Here is a 20,874-nt window from a genome sequence, read left to right as displayed (position 1 = left end):
GCGACCCCAGTGGTCGCGGCGCACGTCGCATGTGGACGCCCCAACACACCAGGAGAAACAAGTGGGATATTCGCGAGTACTGCTGAAGCTGTCCGGTGAGGTTTTCGGCGGAGGCAAACTCGGCGTCGACGTGACTGTGGTTGCGGACATCGCCCGCGAGATCGCCGACGTGGTCCGCTCAGGCACGCAGGTGGCTGTGGTCGTCGGGGGCGGCAACTACTTCCGCGGTGCCGAATTGTCGCAACACGGCATGGCGCGCGACCGGGCGGATTACATGGGCATGCTCGGCACGGTGATGAACTCGATCGCCCTGCAGGACTTCTGCGAGAAGGCCGGCATCGAGACCCGCGTCCAGTCCGCCATCAGCATGGCCCAGGTGGCAGAGCCCTACATCCCCCGCCGCGCGGAGCGTCACCTCGAGAAGGGCCGGCTGGTCATTTTCGGTGCAGGCTCCGGCATGCCGTACTTCTCCACCGACACGGTCGCTGCCCAGCGGGCCCTGGAGATCGGCGCCGAGGTGCTGCTCATGGGCAAGCAGGGCGTCGACGGCGTCTACGACTCCGACCCCAAGACGAACCCGGACGCGACGAAGTTCGAGAGCCTCAGCTACAACGACTTCCTGACCAAGAACCTCAAGGTGGCGGACGCCACCGCCATCTCGCTGGCCCGCGACAACGGGCTCGACATGGTGTTCTTCAACCTGTCCACCAAGGGCAACATCGCCCGCGCCGTTGCCGGTGAGCACATCGGCACCCTGGTTTCGCGCTAACCACCACCCCCAGCAAAGGAGCAAGACCATGATCGCCGAGATTCAGCAAGAGGCCTCAACCAAGATGCAGCAGGCGGTGGACTTCGCACGCGAAGACCTCTCGACCATCCGCACCGGTCGCGCGCACCCCGCCATGTTCAACAAGCTCCTGGCCGATTACTACGGCGCACCCACGCCGCTCCAGCAGCTTGCCACCTTCACCTCGCCTGATCCCCGCTCGATGCTGATCGCGCCGTTCGACCGCAGCGCCCTCGGCGCCATCGAGAAGGCCATCCGCGACGCAGACCTGGGCGTCAACCCCAGCAACGACGGTAATGCCGTCCGCGTGGTCATGCCGCACCTCACCGAGGATCGCCGCAAGGAGTACATCAAGCTGGCCAAGCACAAGGCTGAGGAGGCCCGCATCGCGGTGCGCAACCTCCGCCGTCACGCCATCGACTCCCTGAAGAAGCTCGAGAAGGACGGCGAGATCGGCGAGGACGACCTGTCGCGCGCCGAGAAGGCCCTCGACAGCACCACGAAGAAGTTCGTGGAGAGCATCGACGAGATCCTCAAGAACAAGGAAGCCGAGCTTCTCGAGGTCTGATGGCAACCGAGGCCCAGCCGAAGAAACAGTCGAGGGCGGGCCGGGATCTCCCGGCCGCCATCGCCGTCGGCGTGGCCCTGTTTGCAGGCGTCGCGGTCGGGCTCATCTGGGTTCCCTGGCTCTTCATCGCCATCGCCACTGCGGCGCTGGGGTTGGGGGTCGTGGAGGTGCACCGGGCGCTGCTGCGCAAGGGGATGAGGGCTGTCTGGCTCCCCGTGGCCATCGGCACCGTGCTGAGCGTCGCGGGCGGCTACCTCGTCTCCGTTGAGGACCTGAACATCGAACCCACCACCTTCGTGGTGATCTGTCTGGGCGCCATGATGATCGCCTCGTTGGTCGGGCGGATGGTGCGCGGTCCCGAGGGCTTCATCCGCGACATCGCGGCCAGCGCCCTGTTGATCGCCTACATCCCGCTGCTGGGCGTGTTCGTCCCGCTGGTGATGGGGGCCTCCAGCGGCAACCTCCGGATGTTGAGTGTGATCGCTGCTGTGGTCGCGTCGGATACCGGCGCCTACGCCACGGGGGTTCTCTTCGGCCGGCACAAGATGGCGCCGTCGATCAGCCCGAGCAAAACCTGGGAGGGTACCGGCGGCGGAGTGCTATTCGCCGCGGGGATCGGCGCCGTCTGCAGCGTCTTCCTGCTGGGTTCGCCCTGGTGGGTCGGCGTCATCCTCGGGGCCCTCATCAGCATGGCGGGCACCGTGGGCGACCTCGTCGAGTCGCTGATCAAGCGCGACGCCGGCATCAAGGACATGTCCAACTTCCTCCCCGGTCACGGTGGCATCATGGATCGTCTCGATTCCATGCTCGTTGCCGTGCCCGTCGGCTGGCTCGTCCTGCACCTCGCCCTGGGCGCCTGAGCGCCCTCCCACCTACCCCTGAAGGCGTCATGACTGTCAAGACCCTGCCGCTCGTGTTCGAAGCCCCACGGCGGGGCAAGCCGCCCACACACTGGTTCGACCTCTCCATCGAGGAGCGCGTCGAGGCCACCAGGAAACTCGGCCTACCCAAGTTCCGCGCAGACCAGATCTCCCGGCACGTGTTCGACCGCCTCGAGGACGACGTCAACCAGTTCTCCGACATCCCGGCGGACATCCGCCAGGAACTGGGGGAGCAGCTGTTCCCGAAGCTCCTGACGGAGATGACCCGGCGAAGCACCGACGACGGCACCACCGTCAAGACGCTCTGGCGGCTGCATGACGGCTCCCTGCTGGAATCCGTGCTGATGCGCTACCCGCACCGCACCACGCTCTGCATCTCGTCGCAGGCGGGTTGCGGCATGGCATGCCCGTTCTGTGCGACGGGGCAAGGGGGCCTCAAGCGCAACCTCTCGCAGGCCGAGATCACCGCGCAGGTGATGGCTGCGGATCAGCAGTTGGCCGCCGGTCTGGTGCCTGGTGCCACCGGCCGCCTCAACAACATCGTGTTCATGGGGATGGGCGAGCCCATGGCCAACTACAAGGCCGTGATGGGCTCCATCCGCACGTTCCTCGAGCCCGGGCCCAACGGGTTCGGCATGAGCGCGCGTGGCATCACCGTGTCCACCGTCGGGCTGGTGCCGGCCATTCAGAAGCTCACCGAGGAGGGACTGCCGCTCACCCTGGCCGTCTCCCTCCACGCCCCCGACGACGAACTGCGCGATGAGATCGTCCCGATCAACACGCGCTGGAAGGTGGACGAGGTCGTCGACGCGGCATGGGAGTACGCCCATGCCACGAAGCGCCGGGTCTCCATCGAGTACGCCATGATGCGCGACATCAACGACCAGGTGGCACGCGCCGAACTGCTGGCCACGGTGCTCAAGAAGCGCGGCGACTGGGGCTGGGTGCACGTCAACCTCATCCCGCTGAACCCCACCCCGGGCTCGAAGTGGACCGCGTCGCGCAAAGCCGACGAGAAGGCGTTCATCGAAACCCTGGAACGCCGTGGCGTGCCCGTCACGCTGCGCGACACCCGCGGCCAGGAGATCGACGGCGCCTGCGGCCAGCTCGCTGCGAGCGTCGACCAAGCATAGTTGCGCCCGGCCCTGATGATCGTCAGGTGACCCTATGAATAATCGTGCGCCGCTTGGTCGTAAGATCGACGCGCCAGTGTCCCAACAGGCAAAAGGAGAACCGATGGAACCCAAGCTGGAGGCTGTCTTCCAGAGCGTCGTAGCACGCAACCCTGGTGAGGCCGAGTTCCACCAGGCTGTGCGCGAGGTCTTCGAGTCCTTGGAGCCCGTGATCAAGCGGCACCCTGAGTACCTCGAGTCCAAGATGCTGGAGCGCATCTGTGAGCCCGAACGCCAGATCATCTTCCGCGTGCCGTGGCAGGACGACAAGGGCGACGTGCAGGTCAACCGTGGCTTCCGCGTCGAGTTCAACTCCGCGCTCGGCCCCTACAAGGGCGGCCTGCGGTTCCACCCCAGCGTCTACCTCGGCGTCATCAAGTTCCTGGGCTTCGAGCAGATCTTCAAGAACTCCCTGACCGGTCTACCCATCGGTGGCGGCAAGGGCGGTTCCGACTTCGACCCCCGCGGCAAGTCCGAGGGCGAGGTCATGCGCTTCTGCCAGTCCTTCATGACCGAGCTCTACCGCCACCTCGGTGAGTACACCGATGTGCCCGCGGGCGACATCGGCGTCGGCGGCCGGGAGATCGGCTTCATGTTCGGCCAGTACAAGCGCATCACCAACCGCTATGAGTCCGGCGTGCTGACCGGCAAGGGCATCGGTTGGGGCGGTTCGCTCGTCCGCACCGAGGCGACCGGCTACGGCACCGTCGTGTTCGCCGATGAGATGCTCAAGACCAGGGGCGAGAGCTTCGACGGCAAGCGCGTCGTCGTCTCCGGCTCCGGCAACGTGGCCATCTACGCCGCGGAGAAGGCCGCCCAGCTGGGTGCGACCGTCATCGGCTTCTCGGATTCCACCGGCTTCGTCGTCGACGAGGCAGGCGTGGACCTGGACCTACTCAAGCAGATCAAGGAGATCGAACGCGGCCGCGTCAGCGACTACGTCGACCGTCGTCCCTCCGCGAAGCTCGGCAACGCCGGCGGCTGCATCTGGGACGTCCCAGTGGACGTCGCGCTGCCCTGCGCCACGCAGAACGAGCTCAACCTCGAGCAGGCCGCAACCCTGATCAAGAACGGTGTCAAGGTCGTGGCCGAGGGCGCCAACATGCCCACCACCCCTGATGCCATCCATGCTCTGCAGGGAGCCGGCGTGCTCTACGCCCCAGGCAAGGCGGCCAACGCCGGCGGTGTGGCCACCTCCGCGCTGGAGATGCAGCAGAACGCGTCGCGTGACTCGTGGACGTTCGAGTACACCGAGGAGCGCCTCACCAACATCATGCGCCAGATCCACGAGATCTGCGCTGAGACGGCAGACTCCTACGACGCCCCGGGTGACTACGTGGTCGGCGCCAACATCGCCGGCTTCGAGAAGGTCGCCTCGGCGATGCAGGCCTTCGGGCTGGTCTGATCAGCGGCCACGCGGCGTAGCCGGCCGCCGGCCGGGCTACGACGAGGAGGCGAAGTACAGGTCGCGATAGCGCCGGATCCGGTCAGGGTCCGGCGCTTCGCCGTAGGCGGCCCAGAACTCCTCGTCGGCACCAGGGCCGAAGTTGTGTTCGAGGGACCAGGAAGCGACCGCCAGGTCCGCCCAGCGGTCGGCGACCCCGAGGTGGCCCACGTCGACCATCCCGACGAGGCCACCGTCGTCCGCGAGCAGGAGGTTGGGCACGCAGGCGTCTCCGTGCACGATCGACAGGTCGTGGACGTCGGGTTGATTGCCCACCCACTCCGGCGCATCGAAGAGGGTGTCCGTCGCGTCGAGCGAATGCAGTTGCGCCAAGGCCAGGGCCAGACCCCGGGCCGCGACGTCCGGCCGGTCCTGCCACTCGACGGCGGGACGACCAGGGAGACCGACTGTGACGATCAGCCAGCCGTCGTCGAGTTCCTCGTAGTCAGCCATGCGTGGGCTGGGGAAGCGGCTCGACAGCCAACTGAGGCGCTCCGCCTCGGGCTCGAGGTCGTGTGGGCTCCACTTGGCGTACAACGGCTTGACGTCGTCGGCAACGAGGCGGGCCGTGATGCCGCCCACCTCGTTGCGCCACACCAGTTCTTCGACGCGCCGCTTGTTCACGGCGGCCCACTTCGTGATGGCGAACGGGACCGGGGTGCCGGGCGGGGGGACAGAGGCCTGAGACATGGTGCCGATCCTATGTGGCCGCCCCTGTTGTGGACAGTGGGATACTCAGGGGGTGCGCAGCATCGTTCTCCTCGGCAGCACCGGCTCGATCGGTACCCAGACCCTTGACGTGATCGCTTCCAGGCGGGAGCAGTTCAGGGTCGTGGGTCTGTCGGCCTCCGGTGGCAACATCGAACTGCTGGCCCGCCAGATCATCGAGTTCGAGCCGGAAACCGTCGCCCTCGCGAAGGCGAGCGCCGCGCGGGACCTCCAGCGGGCGTTGTACGACGCCGCCAATGAACGCGGCTGGGCCCAGGGCGAGTACCAGCTCCCGAAACTTCTCCTCGGCCCCAAGGCTTCCGCCCAACTCGCCGCGGTGGGCGCGGACGTGGTGCTCAACGCCATCACCGGTGCTGCGGGACTGGAGCCCACTCTCGCGGCGCTGGCCGCGGGCAGCACCCTGGCGCTCGCCAACAAGGAGTCGCTGGTCATCGGCGGCCGTTTGGTCACCGAGGCCGCGAAGCCCGGCCAGATCGTGCCCGTCGACTCTGAGCATTCCGCCTTCGCGCAGGCCCTGCGCTCGGGCCGCGCCGACGAGGTGCGCAGGCTCATCCTCACCGCCTCGGGCGGCCCGTTCCGCGGCCGTTCACGCGACGAACTCGCGGCGGTCACGCCGCAGGAGGCCATGGCGCACCCCACCTGGGACATGGGCCGTGTCATCACCATCAACTCGGCCACCCTGGTCAACAAGGGGCTGGAACTGATCGAGGCCGCGCTGCTCTACGGCGTCGACTACGACGACATCACCGTGACCGTGCACCCCCAGTCCATCGTGCATTCGATGGTGGAGTTCCACGACGGGTCCACCATCGCCCAGGCCTCACCGCCGGACATGCGGCTGCCCATCGGCATCGCCCTGACCTGGCCCGGGCGCCTCGAAGGCGCGGCCCGCTCGTGTGACTGGACGACGGCGGCCACCTGGACGTTCGAACCCCTCGACGACGACACCTTCCCTGCGGTCCAACTCGCCCGCCGTGCGGGCCGGGCGGCCGGCACCGCACCGGCCGTCTACAACGCCGCCAACGAGGCCTGCGTCGAAGCGTTCTGGGACGGACGGATCGGCTTCCTGGACATCACCCGGATCGTGGGGGAGTGCCTGGACGAGCACCTGGCGGACGGTCACGTCGCCGACGGCGACCTCACCCTGGACGGCGTCATCGCCGCAGACCAGTGGGGCAGGACGCGCGCCGGGATCCTCGCAGGGGCGGCCGCATGACGGTGCTGCTCACCGTGCTGTTCGCGGTGCTGTTCTTCGCGCTGATCATGGTGTCGATCGCGCTGCACGAGGTGGGCCACCTGGTGCCCGCCAAGCTGTTCGGCGTCAAGGTCACGCAGTACTTCGTCGGTTTCGGCAAGACGCTCTGGTCGGTGCGCCGGGGCGAAACGGAATACGGCGTCAAGGCCTTCCCGCTGGGCGGCTACGTACGGCTCGTCGGCATGTACCCGCCGAAGAGGCAGGGTGCGAAACAGACGTGGCTGACGCGGGTCGCGGACCAGGCGCGGTCCTTCGAATGGGACTCGATCCGGCCTGAGGACGACGGCTCGTTGTTCTACCAGAAGAAGACCTGGCAGAAGGTCATCGTGATGCTGAGCGGGCCGGCGATGAACGTGCTGCTGGCGTTCCTCATCTTCCTCGGCATCAACGTGTTCCACGGCACCTATCAGCCCACGCTCACCGTCGGTCAGATGTGGCAGTGCGTGGTCTCCGCTGAGCGCGAGGATCGCACCTGCACGGCCGACGACCCGCCCACTCCCGCCGTCGAAGCAGGCGTGCAGGTGGGCGACACCCTTGTCTCCTTCAACGGCGTCGCCCTCACCGGCTGGGATCAGATGGGCGACCTGGTGCGCACGAACCGGGACGGGCCGGCCACAGTCGTCGTCGAGCGCGACGGCGCCGAGGTGACCCTGCCCACGGTGAACACCGTGCTCAATCATGTGCCGGACCGGCTGGACCCGACCAAGTTCGTCGAGGCAGGGTTCTTCGGGGTGTCGCCCAACCAGGAACTCACCAAAGCCGGGCCCCTGACCACCGCCGCCCAGATGTGGGACATGACGAAGCAGTCCACCGTCGCCCTGATGAGTTTCCCGGCCCGGATCTGGAACGTCGCCGCGGACCTGGTGACCGGCCAACCGCGCGACGTCAACTCCCCGATCTCCATCCTGGGGGCTTCCAGGGTGGCGGGGGAGATCACCACCACAGACCAGCTCGGCACCGCTGACAAGGTGGCGTCGTATCTCTCGTTGCTCGGTGCGGTGAACCTGTTCGTTGCACTCCTCAACCTGGTGCCGCTGCTGCCGCTCGACGGCGGGCACGTCGCCGGCGCCGTCTGGGAGTGGCTACGTCGCCAGTTCGCGCGGCTCCGCGGACGGCCAGAACCGGGGCCCGTCGACACCGCCAAGGGGCTACCCGTCACCTACGCTGTAGGAGCATTTCTCCTGCTCGGCGGCCTCGTGCTGATCGCCGCAGACCTCATTTCCCCGATCCGACTTTTCTGACCAGCAGAGTAGGCTGTCGCACATGTCCGTGAACCTTGGTATGCCCCCAGCGCCGGCGCCGGTGCTCGCCCCCCGCCGCCCCACCCGGAAGATCCGGGTCGGGAAGGTTGAGGTCGGCGGCGACGCGCCGATCAGCGTACAGTCGATGACCACCACCAAGACCACCGACATCAATGCCACCCTTCAGCAGATCGCGGAATTGACCGCCACCGGTTGCGACATCGTGCGCGTCGCCGTCCCGAGCCAGGACGACGCGGAGGCGCTGCCCATCATCGCCATGAAGTCGCAGATCCCCGTGATCGCCGACATCCACTTCCAGCCGCGGTACGTGTTCGCGGCCATCGACGCCGGCTGTGCGGCCGTGCGCGTGAACCCCGGAAACATCAAGCAGTTCGACGACAAGGTGGCCGAGATCGCCAAGGCGGCCTCCGACGCGGGCGTGAGCCTGCGCATCGGCGTCAACGCCGGCTCCCTCGACAAGCGCCTGCTGCAGAAGTACGGCGCCCCCACTGCGGAGGCCCTCGTGGAATCCGCCCTGTGGGAGGCTTCGCTGTTCGAGGAAGTGGGGTTCTACGACTTCAAGATCTCCGTCAAGCACAACGACCCCGTCGTGATGGTGCGCGCCTACGAGATGCTCTCCCAGAAGTGCCAGTACCCGCTGCACCTCGGCGTCACCGAGGCCGGTCCTGCGTTCCAAGGCACCATCAAGAGCTCCGTCGCCTTCGGCGCGCTGCTGAGCCAGGGCATCGGCGACACCATCCGCGTGTCCCTCTCCGCGCCGCCTGCCGAAGAGGTCAAGGTGGGTCTCAAGATCCTGGAGTCGCTGAACCTACGCCCCCGGAAGCTGGACATCGTCTCGTGCCCTTCCTGTGGGCGCGCGCAGGTTGACGTCTACACGTTGGCCGAGCAGGTCACCAAGGGCCTCGAGGGCATGCAGGCGCCGCTACGTGTGGCCGTCATGGGTTGCATCGTCAACGGCCCCGGTGAGGCCCGCGAAGCAGACCTCGGTGTCGCCTCCGGCAACGGAAAGGGCCAGATCTTCGTCAAGGGCGAGGTCATCAAGACCGTGCCCGAGGAGGAGATCGTGGAGACGCTCCTGTTCGAGGCGCGCCGCCTCGCCGCAGAGATGGGTGAAGTCGGTTCCCCTGAGATCTCTGTTTCCTGACCGGGCGTCTTTCCGGGCCAGGTTGGCCCTAGAGTTTCGCCCATGACTTCAGGGCTGACGACGATGGGTGCGGGTGACCGCGAACGGGTCGCCCAATTCCTGGCCAAGAGCCCGGTGGAGAACCTCTTCCTGAGTTCCCGGGTGGCCACCTACGGCTTGGACCGGCGTCGGCTCGGCGCCGTCTACGGCTACGAACGCGACGGCGTTCTCACCTCCGTCCTGCTCGACGGCGGCACGCTCTTCATCGCGGGCTTCGACCCCGAGGCGTTGCCCGTCTACGTCGAGAAACTCGGGCCCATCCGGCGCTGCACCTCGATCCTCGGTCCCGCCATTTCGGTGCTGGGCCTGTTCGTGGGCCTGGCGGAGCGGTACCGCGGTGCGTGGGGCGGCGTCTCCAACGTGCGGAAGCGGCAGCCCCTGATGGTGCTGGACCACCTGCCCGAGGTTCCGCCGGACAGGCGGGTGCGCAGACTGACCCTCGACGACTACCCGAGCTATCTCGAGGCCTCGGTACACATGTACACCGGCGAGATCGGGAGCTCGCCGTTCAAGTACGGCGGCGGTTACGAGGGCTTCGTGCGCGACCGCCTCCGGCAGGGTGACGCCTACGGGATCGTCGACGACAAGGGCGCGGTGATCTTCAAGGCGGACCTCGGCCCGAAGCTCGCCGGGCAGGCGCAGCTCCAGGGGGTATGGGTGGCTCCGCACCTGCGCGGCAGGGGGATCAGCGTGCCGGCACTGGCCGGTATGTGCCACTTGATCATGGACCAGTACCCGCTGATCAGCCTGTACGTCAACGACTTCAACGCCGCCGCCATCCGAAGCTACGAACACCTCGGCTTCGTCGAGGTGGGGGCGCTGGCGACGGTGCACTACTGAGCCACGATCCGCCCGTCCCGTCTCGGGGCCAGCGCGAACGCCACCAGGTAGATGAGGAGGACCAGGATCAGCAGGTTGCTGTACCCGGTCAGCAGCGCGGCGTACTCCAGGCAGCCGCCCACGAGGGCACCCAGCAGGTTCAGCCCGAACGCCGCACGGCCGTTGTCCGCCGCCGCGAACCGCTTGGCGAAGGCGACGTTGGCCAGGAAGATCGGTACAAAGGCCAGCGCGATGGCCACGATCAACCGCGGCACGTAGGGCAGGCCCAACAGCCATTCCGGCTTCACCACATAGGCGAGCGCGATGGCGAACCCGATCCCCGCGAAGAGCCAGGTGAGGGGAGGGGTGCGCATCCGTCGAGTGGTCTCTACGGCGAGCAGCACGACGAGCAGCACACCGCCGAACACCAGCGCGTTGACCAGCCAGGTGGTGCCGAACAACAGCGCGAACGAAGCGATGTACTTGGTCTCCAGGAGCATGAACGCCACGCCCATGAAGAAGAGGTCCGCATAGGGACGCATGTGCCGCAACGGCCCACCCAGGGCGCGGACGGTGACCGCGGAGGCCAGCAGAATGCCGGCCAGCACCCACAGGTACGTCGCAGGGATACCGTCGCCCCGGTAATAGAGGAACGGTGCGTTGTCCGTGGGTGGCGCGATCCGGTCTGCGGCCAGCACGTGGTTGTCGGTGCCGCAGACCTGCGCATCGGGGTTCTTCGCGATGGTCACCACGGCCTGCCCGCCACCCAGGAGGTCGACGCACGGGGCATGCCCGAACGCCTCCTGGGCGATGCCGCCGAGGCGGTCGATCAGCCAGTCCTCGCGGTAGTAGTTGTACATCGAGAAGACCCCGTCGTCGGTGAGCCGATCCCTGGCTGAGGCGAGCGCCTCCTCGGTGAAGAGAAAGGATTCCAGGCGGATCTGTGAGGCGCCGCTGACGAGCGCGAGGCTGTCCGGCAGGGCGAAGAGGATCAGGTCGTACTTCTCGGAGGTGGTCTCCAGGAAGGCCCGGCCGTCGTTGACGATGCGGCGGACCCGTTCGTCGGAGTACGGGCGGTCCGGGTTGAGTTCGGCCCCGATCTCCATGATCCGTGGGTCGATGTCGACGGCGACGACGTGCTCGGCCCCCTGCTTCAGCGCGATCGCCACGTCGGAGCCGGAGCCGGCGCCCACGATCAGGACCCGGCCGGGCTTGTCCGCCACCATGCGCTCGTACGGGGTGCGGTACAACCGCTCGGCCTCGTTGAGCTTGTACTCGGCCGAACCCATGACCTGGTGGGGGATGCCGTTGACCGTGATGAGGTGGAGCGCGTTGCCGTCGGAGGAGCGACCGATGTCGCGCTGGGTCACCTTGTAGTAGGGGGACCAGGTCACCCCTGGCGTGACGGTCTCGGCGAGCAGGGAACCGACGATGACCACGCCCGCCGCGATCGACACCAGGCGGTGGCGGCCCCAGGCCAACCAGATCAGGGCCGCCACGACAAGCACACCCCACACGACCGACGGCGCCCTCAGGAACGACAGCAGGGTGAACAGCGAGATGCCGATGAGGGACCCGATGAGGTCCCACCGGTAGGCGTTGAGGTTCTCCAACTCGGCGAAGCACCGGCCCACCACCTCGCCCGGTCCGGCGAGGATTGCGGCGACGAAGAGGAAGATCACCGGCAGCGCCAGCCACGCCGGAGGACCCTGGGCAGACAGCGAGGTGAAGTAGATGATGGCGTCGCCGGTGCGGTCGATGGTCACAGGGAAGGCCCACACGAAGAACACGAGCAGCGCCAGCAACACAGGCGTCCACGGCACGATTGACCAGCGCTTGCGGGCGATCAGGAAGCCGGCGCCGATGCCCAGGAAGGAGCCCAGCAGCACGAAGTTGGAGAAGTACGAGAGGTGCACGACGTTGGAGCCGAGCCAGCGGATCAGCGCCAGTTCCATGAAGAGCATCAGGGCGCTGCCCACGACGAGGCGGGTGACGGTGCTCCGGGGCTGCCCGGCCGAGGGGGTGCTCACGCGCCCATCGTGCCCGTTCCGGGAGTCATTGGGGGGCTGAAATCCGATGTCTGTCCTGATGGGTAGACTCGGCCCGTGATTTCAAAGCTCTCCTCCCTGTTCGTTCGCACCCTCCGTGAGGACCCGGCTGACGCGGAGGTGCCCAGCCACCGGTGGCTGGTCCGCGCCGGGTACATCCGTCGAGCGGCACCCGGCATCTACTCCTGGCTGCCGCTGGGCTTGAAGGTGTTGGGCAAGGTGGAGGCCATCATCCGCGAGGAGATGAACGCCATCGGCGCGCAGGAGGTGCACTTCCCGGCGCTGCTGCCGCGTGAACCGTACGAGTCGACGGGCCGCTGGACGGACTACGGCGACAACCTGTTCCGCCTCCAGGACCGCAAGGGCACCGACATGCTGCTCGGCCCCACGCACGAGGAGATGTTCACGCTGCTGGTCAAGGACCTGTACAACTCGTACAAGGACCTGCCGCTCTCGCTCTACCAGATCCAGACCAAGTACCGCGACGAGGCACGGCCCCGTGCCGGCCTGCTGCGCGGTCGCGAGTTCATCATGAAGGACTCCTATTCCTTCGACGTGGACGACGAGGGGCTGGAGGCCAGCTACCAACTGCACCGCCAGGCGTACCAGCGCATCTTCGAGCGGCTCGGCCTCGAGTTCGTGATCGTGTCGGCCATGGCCGGCGCCATGGGCGGCTCCCGCTCGGAGGAGTTCCTGGCCGTGGCCGCCAACGGTGAGGACACCTTCGTGCGCTCGCCCGGAGGTTACGCCGCCAACGTCGAGGCCGTACGCGTCGCGCCCCCCGCGGAGCTGCCCGTCTCCGACGCGCCCGCCATGGCCGTCTTCGATACGCCTGGCGCCGGCAGCATCAACGCTGTCGTCGAACTGCTCAACCGTGACCTTCCGGAGCGCACCTGGACGGGCGCCGACACGCTCAAGAACGTGCTGTTCATGGTCACGGACCCCGACGGGAAGAAGCGGCCCCTGGCGGTGGGCCTCCCGGGCGACCGCGAGGTGGACGCCAAGCGTCTCGAGGCTGCGCTGGAGCCCGCGGCTGCGGAACCCTTCACCGAGGACGACTTCAAGAACTACCCGGAGCTCGTCGTCGGGTTCATGTCGCCGGTGTCCATCGACGGGGGACGGTTCCTGGGCAAGGAGTCCTCCACCAAGATCGAGTACCTCGTGGACCCGCGGGTCGTCACCGGCACGCACTGGGTCACGGGCGCCAACGTCAAGGACCAGCACCTCACCGGTGTCACGGCCGGGCGTGACTTCACCGCGGACGGCATCCTCGACGTCGGTGACGTCCGCGAGGGTGACCCGGCGCCTGACGGCTCCGGCCCGCTGACGCTGGCCCGTGGCATCGAGATGGGCCACATCTTCCAGCTCGGCCGCAAGTACGCGGAGGCCCTCGGCCTCAAGGTGCTGGACCAGAACGGCAAGCTCGTCACCGTCACCATGGGCTCCTACGGCGTGGGCGTGTCCCGCGCGGTGGCCGCCGTCGCGGAAGCCACCAGCGACGACAAGGGCCTCAGCTGGCCGTTGAGCCTGGCGCCGTTCCAGGTGCACGTGATCGCCACAGGCAAGGACGCGGGGGTCTTCGCGGAGGCGGAGCGCATCGCAGAGGTGCTCGACGGCAAGCGGGTCGACGTGCTCTTCGACGACCGCAAGGCCAGCCCCGGCGTGAAGTTTGCAGATGCGGAGATCCTGGGGATGCCCATCATCGTGGTCGTCGGCCGCGGTCTGGCCAACGGGGTCGTCGAGCTGCGCATCCGCGCCACCGGCGACAAGCGCGAGATTCCCGTCGCTGACATCGTCGACGAGGTGGTGGCCCTCCTCTAGGCCAACCATCCCGGCCACCAGGTGAGCGCCGTGCCGGTTTCCTGCACCGGCGCCACCTGACCGCGCATGCCGTCGCGCCACTGCGGATCGGGATCCGCCGCGACCAGGCGCGCGAATCCGTTCAGGACCTGCGTCTCCAGCAACCCCCAGCCGGCGCGGATGGTCTCGAGGCTGTCCATCGTCGTGGGCAGGTCGAACGCCGCCGGTTGTTCCGGGGCTTCGGTGCCGAGCCTGTCGCGCAGGGTGTTGCGCAGTTCGCGTGCCCGGTTGAGGCGGACCAGCCCCGTGGCGTGGAGGGCATTGTCCTGGCTGATCCTGCCCAGGCCCACACCCAGCCCGTAGATCAGCGCCCACACATGGCCCAACAGGATGGGCAGTGACGCCTCGACGGTGGTCGTCTGCAGACGCCGCGCAGCTGCCTCGCCCTCCACCGGCGCGACCGCCTGGTTGCGCAGGCCGAGCACCGCGGTGGCCATCGAGGCGTAACACAACCTGAGGTCCCCGTCCCCGGCCCGGGCTGCCATGTCCTCGAGCGCGTCCCCGGCACGGGAGACGGCGGCCTCGAGCCGGTTGGTCGCGACCCCGGGGTCGCTCGGGGCAGTGACGGGCGCAGCAGTCACCTCGAAGGGCTCCTGGTCGATGTCCGACAGCGGGTCCGGCACAGCGAGGCGGGCCACGTGGGCGTCGCACTGCGCCAACGCGGCGACGGCCCAGGGCTGGGCCTCCCAGTGCGGGGAGTCGACCCGTGCCGCGACGAGTGCGCGCAGATCCGCCACCGACTGGTGGGCCAGGGTGGCCTCCGGGGAGCGCGTCGGCTCAGGCGACGGCTCGGGCGGCGGGGCGGTCCGGGTGTCCGGCCCACCGAGGATGACCGGGCTCGTGGTGCATCCCGTCATTCCGAGGGTGAGCAGCGCGAGCGCGGAGCGACGGGAGACGGACATGCGGCCAGCGTAGTGCGTGGGTATGCTGGGGCCTCACAATCAGGCGTACAACCGGATACGGAGCACCCACATGCAAGAAGCCAAGTTGGTGGCTGTCATCGAGCCAATCCTCGTGCAGCACGGGTTGGAGCTCGACAGCCTCGATGTCACCCGTATGGGCAAGCGCTCCGTGCTCCGGCTCACGGTCGATGGCGAAGGCCCCCAGGGTCGCGGCCCGCTCCTCGACGACATCGCCTCCGCGTCGCGCGCCATCTCGGACGCGCTGGACGAGAGCCCGGTGGTGGGGGACCACCCGTTCACCCTCGAGGTGTCTTCGCGCGGCGTGAGCAAGCCGCTGACGGAGGCCAAACACTTCCGCCGCAACACCGGGCGCCTGGTGCAGTTGTGGCTGGCCGACGGCGAGATCGTCGGCCGTATCGTCGGCGCCGATGAGCAGGGCGTCACGCTCGACGTCGACGGCTCCGAGCGCACGGTGGCTCTCACTGACATCAACAAGGCAGTCGTCCAGGTGGAAATGAACCGCCCGGTGGACGGCGAAGAGGATGAGGAGAACTGACATGGATGTCGATCTGGCTTCACTGACACTCATTGAGCGCGAGCGTGGGATCGATCGCGAGTATCTGCTCAAGACGCTCGAGGACGCGCTCCTCAACGCGTACAGCAAAACCCCCAACGCACTGCGCGGCGTGAAGGTCGAGATCAACCGGAAGACGGGCAAGGCCGCCGTGCTGGCCCCCGAATTCAATGACGACGACGAGATCATCGGCTACTTCGACGACACGCCGGAGGACTTCGGCCGCATCGCCGCCGCGACCGCCCGCCAGGTGATCTTCCAGCGGATCCGCGAGGCGGAGGACGAGCAGAAGTTCGGTCACTTCTCGGCCACCGAGGGCGATGTCATCGTCGGCGTCGTGCAGCAGGACCGCGACTCCAAGGCTGTCCGCGTGCTGATCAGCAAGGGTGACCAGGACAAGTTCGAGGCGCTCATGCCGCTGGCCGAGCAGGTTCCGGGTGAGGACTACAGCCACGGCCGCAGGCTGCGCGTCTACGTGGTGAGCGTCCGACGCGAACTCCGCGGCCCGCAGGTGATCGTCTCGCGCACCCACCCGCATCTGGTCCGCAAGTTGTTCGCGCTCGAGGTGCCGGAACTGGGGCAGGGCGTCGTCGAGATCTGCGAGGTCGCCCGCGAAGCCGGTCACCGCACCAAGATCGCCGTGCGGTCGCTGGACCCCAACGTGTCCGCCAAGGGCGCGTTCATCGGCCCCATGGGCCAGCGGGTCCGCGCCGTGACGAACGAGTTGGGGGAGGAGAAGATCGACATCGTCGACTACTCCGACGACCCCACCGAGTTCGTGGCCGCCGCGCTCTCGCCCGCGAAGGTGCTGTCGGTGACGGTGGTCGACGAGCAGGCCAGGGCCTGCCGGGCGATCGTGCCCGACTACCAGTTGTCGCTGGCCATCGGCCGTGAGGGTCAGAACGCCCGCCTCGCGGCGCGTCTCACCGGCTGGCGCATCGACATCCAGCCGGACGTCACCGCCTGACCCATCGCTCCTCCCTCGTGGGGGAACAGCCCGGCCCCTGGCTGAGAGATTCTCAGAGTTCTTTTGGAATCCTCTCAGGCAGGGGTTAGTCTGTTCTCGCTGGGAATCCAGCGATCCCCGATCAGAGGACTGTTCGAACAGATGGCGAAGAAGATCTGGACCCCGGTCATCGCAGGCGTCAGCGCCTTGGCACTCGTCGGTGGCGTGGGCGTTGCCAGCGCGCTGGACAAGGACGACGTCACCATGGTGGTCGACGGCGTGGCCAAGACCATCGCGGTCCGCGAGAACACGGTCGCGAAGGTCCTCGAGCTCGAGGGCATCGAGCCCGGGCCCCACGACGTCGTCCTGCCGGCGCTGGAGACCACCGTCGTCGACGGCCTCGAGATCAGCATCGCCTACGCGCGTCCGCTCGACGTCACCATTGACGGCGAACAACGCGAGGTCTGGACCACCGCGAAAAACGTGGGGGATGCGCTGAAGATGCTGCGCCTCGACGCCGCAGATTCCAAGCTCTCCGCCTCCCGTTCCGCGGCCATCGGCCGCGAGGGCCTCTCTGTCGACATCCTCACCGCCCGTGACCTGACGGTCACCGTCGCCGGGGTTGCCCAGCCCGTGCGCCTGGCCGGCACTGTCGCCGACGCGTTGGCCGAGGTCGGCGTCACCCCGGACGCCGACGACAAGGTGACCCCCAGCCCCGAGACCGCCCTCGAAGACGGCATGAGCGTCGTGTTCGTCAGGGTCGACGTCAAGCCGTCCACCAAGAAGGTCGCGGTGGCGTTCGAGAAGACCACCACCGAATCCAGCAAGATGCTCAAGGGTGAGAAGGAAGTCACCACCAAGGGGGTCGTCGGCGAGAACCTCGAGACCTACACCAATGTCTACGAGGACGGCGTGCTGAAGTCGTCGGCGCTCGTCTCAACCGAGGTGGTCAAGGCGCCGGTGAACCAGGTGACCACCGTCGGCACCAAGGTGCCGCCCCCTCCGGCGCCGGAACCCGAGGCGGCCCCCGCTGAGAGGTCCGAGTCGGCGTCCTCGGGAGGCTCCGGCCTCGACCTGCGCCGCTCCTCCATGTGGGACACGATCGCGCGCTGCGAGTCCACCAACCGTTGGAACATCAACACCGGCAACGGTTACTACGGCGGTCTGCAGTTCAACCTGCAGACCTGGCGGAGCGTCGGCGGCACGGACTTCGCGGCCTACCCCCACCAGGCCACCCGCGAGGAGCAGATCACCGTGGCCAACCGTCTGTACGATCAGCGCGGCCTCCAGCCCTGGGGCTGCAAGCCCTGATCGTGATTCATTCACGATCTGTTCACAGCGTCCTGCCTGCTCGGTAGGGTTGAGTGTCTACGGAACCGGACCCCAACGAAAGGTAAGGCCCATGACCGAACGGACACTACCCAACCTCGACATCGTCGACGAGGAGTTCCTCGCCCAAGCGACCATCACCGAAGGGCCGTGGGTCAGCCTCCTGCTTCCCACGCAGCGCACCGGCCGCGAGACACTCGCCGCCAGGTCCCAGTACGAGAACATGCTGAAGCTGGCGGAGGGTGAGCTCGCCGCGAGGGACGGGGTGGGCGAGGTGTTGCCCCCCCTACTCGACCTCGTCGCAGACCGTGAATTCTGGCTCCATCAGTCGGACGGTCTGGCGGTGTACGCCGCACCAGGGCTGGTGCGCACCTTCCGGCTGCCGCTGGCCTTGCGCGAGGAGGTCTGTGTGGGCGACCATCCCAGGCTCGCACCACTCGTGGGTGTGCTCTCGGCGGTGGGCGGTTCGTTCGACGTGCTGGCGCTGTCTGCCAACCGTGTGCGCCTGTTCGAGGGAACGCGCAATTCCATCGGGGAACTGTCGCTCGGCGAAGACACGCCGACGGCGGTCGACGAGGTCTTCATCGGCCGCGACCACCAGGTCCAGCTCCAGAGCTCCGCGCAGAGCCGCGGCGGCGACATGGCCACCTTCCACGGGCACGGTGGGGACAGGGACGTGGCCGCTGTGGACCTCGAGCGGCTCTTCCGCGACATCGCCACCGCCGTCGACGAGGTGCTGGGCCGGGGCGCCACCCGCCCGCTGATCCTGGCCGGCGTCGCGGAACACGGCGCCACCTTCCGCGCCATCAGCGGGCGCAGGAACATCGTCGACGAGATGGTGACCGGCAACCCGGACAGGTTGAGCGCCCAGGAACTGCACGAACGGGCCTGGCCCATCGCGGAGCGCGCGTTGCGCGAGGACGACGCCCAGTTGGCTGACCGCTACAACGAACTGGTGGGCACGGGCAGAGCCTCCGAGGACCTGGCCAGCATCGCCACCGCCGCGCAGGAGGGCAGGGTGGACACCCTGCTGCTCCGCCGCCCGAGTGCGGCGCCGGACGGGCAGCCCCGCGTGGTCGTCGACGAAGTGGATGTCGTGATAGCGCACACCCTGCGCAATTCGGGGTCCCTGGCGGTCAGCGAGGATCCCGCGGCACCCCCGGTGCGGGCCATCTTCAGATACTGAGAAGGGCCCCGTGAACGGCGCTTTGGAGTGATACCGGCAGGCAAGTAGCATTGCTCCTTCCATGACTGTCAACTCTGAGTTCACTCCGCGTTCACCTGCTGAACGCTGGCCATGGGGACGGTTGGCCGTCCTCATGGCCCCGTTCGCGGTGCTCGGGGTCTGGCTGAAGGTGGTCCGGATCGACCGGTTCTACCCCAGCGCCGGGCTCGCGGAGAGGGCCACGAAATTGTCCTCCGATGTCGCCTTCGGCCTCTTCTGGTGTGTGCTGTGGGCCGTCGCACTCCTGTACCTTCGCCGGCCCCGGCTGCGCTCCGCCGCCGTCGTGCTGGCCCAGGTGCTCACCGCGGCCATCGGCGTCTTCATGGTCGTCAACCACTCCTATGCCCTGCGCACCGGAAACCCTCTGACCCCGGCCCAGATCGCGCTGGCGGTCCGTGAGGCCGAGGCCCTCTCGGGGCTCCTCGGATCGCAGGTCGACGCCACGTTCATCGGACTCCTGGTCGGCGTCGTGCTGTGGTCCCTGGTCGCTCCGCTGCTCCTGGGGAAGGTGTTCGCGCGGCTGTTCAAGGGCGAGGCCAGCCCCGTCACCCGACGGGTGGGCCTGGCCGGCGCGGTGCTGCTGCTCATCGCCGCCACGTGGACGGCGCCCACCGCGTCGGCCTCGTTCGCGCTGTCCCCGGCTGTGCAGTTGGCCGTCTCACCCATCAAGGAGGCGGCCGCCTACCCGGAAGCCTTCGCCTCAGGTGCGCCCCTGGCTGATCCCGAGAGCACGCGGTTGGTCCCACGGCCGGGGGAGCGGCATCGCAATGTGGTGGTCATCACGCTCGAATCCCAGCGGGCCACCTCCGCCTTGCCGGAGACGCGCCAGCCGGTGACCCCGGTGCTCGACGCCCTCGCTGAGCGGAGTGTGCGTCCGGAGCGGGGCTACACCGTCCTGCCCCACACGTCGAAGTCGTTGGTCTCCATCCACTGTGGAATGGCGCCACCGCCGGACAACCGCAACACCGAGGCCGACGAGGGCGGGCTGCCACAGCGCTGCCTGCCTGAACTGCTGGCCGATGAGGGCTACAGCACCGCCTTCTTCCAGTCGGCCACAGAACACTTCGAGCGGCGCCGCGGAACCGCGGCGAACCTGGGCTTCCAGAAGTTCACCCCGGTGGACGGCATGGACAAGACCGGCTTCAGCAAGGCCAACTACTTCGGCTACGAGGACGACATCATGCTGGAGCCGGTGCGCCGCTGGCTCAAGCGGCAGGACGGGCCGTTCATGCTGGGCATGCTGACCGTCACCGCGCACCACGACTACAACGTGCCGGGCCACGAACTCATCGATTTCGTGGACCCCCCGCTGATGAACAAGTACCTCAACGCCGTGCACCTTCAGGACCGCTTCGTCGGCCACGTGGTCGACCTCTTCAAGGAACTGGGCCTCTACGAGGACACGGTGTTCGTGATCTCCGGCGACCACGGGGAGGGTTTCGGCGAGCATCAGCTCTACCAGCACGACAACACCATCTACGAAGAGGGCATCCGGGTGCCGATGCTGGTGCACGACCCCCGTCGGGCGCCGGAACTGATCGAGGGGCCGGCCAACCAGCTCGCGCTGATGCCCACCGCCGTCGACGCGCTGGGCTTCGACCTGCTCAGCGAGGTCGACTACCGGCCCTCGCTGTACAGCGCGGAGCCGCAGGGCCCGGTCATCGTGAGTTGCTGGGTCCGGGGGCGCTGCACTGCGGTGCTCGACGGTGACCGCAAGCTGATCCACCACTTCGGGGATCGCCGCGACGAGGTGTTCAACGTCGCGGAGGACCCGGGTGAGCTCACCGATCTGGTGACCGAGACCGACGCCGACTGGATGGAGCGCGGCCGTGAGTTGGCCGTCGGCTGGTACCTCGACGTCGAACGTTGGTACGCGCCGGAGGAGTGACC

Annotated in this window: 18 protein-coding genes; 15 read left to right on the top strand and 3 right to left on the bottom strand. The window is 67.7% G+C overall.

The window, feature by feature from the left end:
* The first annotated feature begins 61 nt into the window (after positions 1-61).
* The 5 genes from pyrH to gdhA all read left to right on the top strand — a co-directional run bounded on the left by pyrH (position 62) and on the right by gdhA (position 4,813).
* Positions 62-769: a UMP kinase gene (gene pyrH, locus H5393_RS10115; RefSeq protein ID WP_370585968.1), complete on the top strand. Its 708-nt coding sequence runs from the start codon at positions 62-64 to the stop codon at positions 767-769.
* A gap of 28 nt (positions 770-797) precedes the next feature.
* Complete coding sequence (gene frr / locus H5393_RS10110) at positions 798-1,355, top strand: ribosome recycling factor (RefSeq protein WP_182766543.1); 558 nt, start codon at positions 798-800, stop codon at positions 1,353-1,355.
* A complete protein-coding gene (locus H5393_RS10105; protein WP_182764822.1) occupies positions 1,355-2,215 on the top strand; it encodes a phosphatidate cytidylyltransferase in 861 nt (286 codons plus the stop codon). Before frr ends, H5393_RS10105 begins: the two co-directional genes overlap by 1 nt.
* A gap of 29 nt (positions 2,216-2,244) precedes the next feature.
* A complete protein-coding gene (gene rlmN, locus H5393_RS10100; protein ID WP_182766542.1) occupies positions 2,245-3,369 on the top strand; it encodes a 23S rRNA (adenine(2503)-C(2))-methyltransferase RlmN in 1,125 nt (374 codons plus the stop codon).
* Positions 3,370-3,472: 103 nt separating this feature from the next.
* Positions 3,473-4,813, top strand: coding sequence for an NADP-specific glutamate dehydrogenase (gdhA, locus tag H5393_RS10095; protein ID WP_076059291.1), 1,341 nt, complete (start codon positions 3,473-3,475; stop codon positions 4,811-4,813).
* 36 nt (positions 4,814-4,849) lie between these two features.
* Here the strand turns inward: gdhA and H5393_RS10090 are convergent, their stop codons facing one another.
* Positions 4,850-5,542, bottom strand: a complete 693-nt coding sequence (locus tag H5393_RS10090) for a phosphotransferase (protein WP_182766541.1) — start codon at positions 5,540-5,542, stop codon at positions 4,850-4,852.
* A 52-nt stretch (positions 5,543-5,594) separates the two neighbouring features.
* Between H5393_RS10090 and dxr the strand changes: the two genes are divergently transcribed.
* Genes dxr through H5393_RS10070 form a run of 4 tightly spaced genes read left to right on the top strand, consistent with a single transcriptional unit; the run spans position 5,595 to position 10,121 of the window.
* A complete protein-coding gene (gene dxr, locus H5393_RS10085) occupies positions 5,595-6,797 on the top strand; it encodes a 1-deoxy-D-xylulose-5-phosphate reductoisomerase (protein ID WP_182766540.1) in 1,203 nt (400 codons plus the stop codon).
* Positions 6,794-8,077, top strand: coding sequence for an RIP metalloprotease (locus H5393_RS10080; RefSeq protein WP_182766539.1), 1,284 nt, complete (start codon positions 6,794-6,796; stop codon positions 8,075-8,077). The genes dxr and H5393_RS10080 overlap by 4 nt, the downstream gene beginning before the upstream one ends.
* Before the next feature lie 22 nt (positions 8,078-8,099).
* The gene (gene ispG / locus H5393_RS10075) at positions 8,100-9,242 is read left to right on the top strand and encodes a flavodoxin-dependent (E)-4-hydroxy-3-methylbut-2-enyl-diphosphate synthase (RefSeq protein WP_182766538.1); all 1,143 of its coding nucleotides are present in this window, start codon (positions 8,100-8,102) and stop codon (positions 9,240-9,242) included.
* A 42-nt stretch (positions 9,243-9,284) separates the two neighbouring features.
* Positions 9,285-10,121 carry a DUF4081 domain-containing GNAT family N-acetyltransferase gene (locus H5393_RS10070; RefSeq protein ID WP_182766537.1) on the top strand — a complete coding sequence of 279 codons (837 nt, stop codon included), beginning with the start codon at positions 9,285-9,287 and terminating at the stop codon, positions 10,119-10,121.
* Here H5393_RS10070 and H5393_RS14895 read toward each other — a convergent pair.
* The gene (locus H5393_RS14895) at positions 10,115-12,130 is read right to left on the bottom strand and encodes a spermidine synthase (RefSeq protein WP_220488332.1); all 2,016 of its coding nucleotides are present in this window, start codon (positions 12,128-12,130) and stop codon (positions 10,115-10,117) included. The two genes, H5393_RS10070 and H5393_RS14895, sit on opposite strands and share 7 nt — an antisense overlap.
* Before the next feature lie 75 nt (positions 12,131-12,205).
* Here H5393_RS14895 and H5393_RS10060 point away from each other — a divergent pair, with 75 nt between their 5' ends.
* The gene (locus H5393_RS10060; protein ID WP_182766536.1) at positions 12,206-13,969 is read left to right on the top strand and encodes a proline--tRNA ligase; all 1,764 of its coding nucleotides are present in this window, start codon (positions 12,206-12,208) and stop codon (positions 13,967-13,969) included.
* Here H5393_RS10060 and H5393_RS10055 read toward each other — a convergent pair.
* Complete coding sequence (locus H5393_RS10055; RefSeq protein ID WP_182766535.1) at positions 13,966-14,910, bottom strand: hypothetical protein; 945 nt, start codon at positions 14,908-14,910, stop codon at positions 13,966-13,968. The genes H5393_RS10060 and H5393_RS10055 overlap by 4 nt on opposite strands.
* 70 nt (positions 14,911-14,980) lie before the next feature.
* Here H5393_RS10055 and rimP point away from each other — a divergent pair, with 70 nt between their 5' ends.
* The 5 genes from rimP to H5393_RS10030 all read left to right on the top strand — a co-directional run bounded on the left by rimP (position 14,981) and on the right by H5393_RS10030 (position 20,872).
* Positions 14,981-15,466 (top strand): ribosome maturation factor RimP, encoded by a 486-nt coding sequence (gene rimP, locus H5393_RS10050; RefSeq protein WP_182764813.1) that lies wholly within the window; start codon positions 14,981-14,983, stop codon positions 15,464-15,466.
* A 1-nt stretch (position 15,467) separates the two neighbouring features.
* Positions 15,468-16,451, top strand: coding sequence for a transcription termination factor NusA (gene nusA / locus H5393_RS10045; protein WP_182764812.1), 984 nt, complete (start codon positions 15,468-15,470; stop codon positions 16,449-16,451).
* A gap of 141 nt (positions 16,452-16,592) precedes the next feature.
* A complete protein-coding gene (locus H5393_RS10040; RefSeq protein WP_182764811.1) occupies positions 16,593-17,741 on the top strand; it encodes a resuscitation-promoting factor in 1,149 nt (382 codons plus the stop codon).
* 91 nt (positions 17,742-17,832) lie between these two features.
* Positions 17,833-18,945 (top strand): hypothetical protein, encoded by a 1,113-nt coding sequence (locus H5393_RS10035; protein ID WP_182766534.1) that lies wholly within the window; start codon positions 17,833-17,835, stop codon positions 18,943-18,945.
* 61 nt (positions 18,946-19,006) lie between these two features.
* Positions 19,007-20,872, top strand: coding sequence for an LTA synthase family protein (locus tag H5393_RS10030; RefSeq protein ID WP_182766533.1), 1,866 nt, complete (start codon positions 19,007-19,009; stop codon positions 20,870-20,872).
* Positions 20,873-20,874 lie beyond the last annotated feature (2 nt).

This window comes from Tessaracoccus sp. MC1756 (genome assembly GCF_014164735.1).
Classification (GTDB): domain Bacteria; phylum Actinomycetota; class Actinomycetes; order Propionibacteriales; family Propionibacteriaceae; genus Arachnia.
Note: the sequence above shows the minus strand (reverse complement) of the source record. Positions and strands in the feature narration are given on the sequence as shown.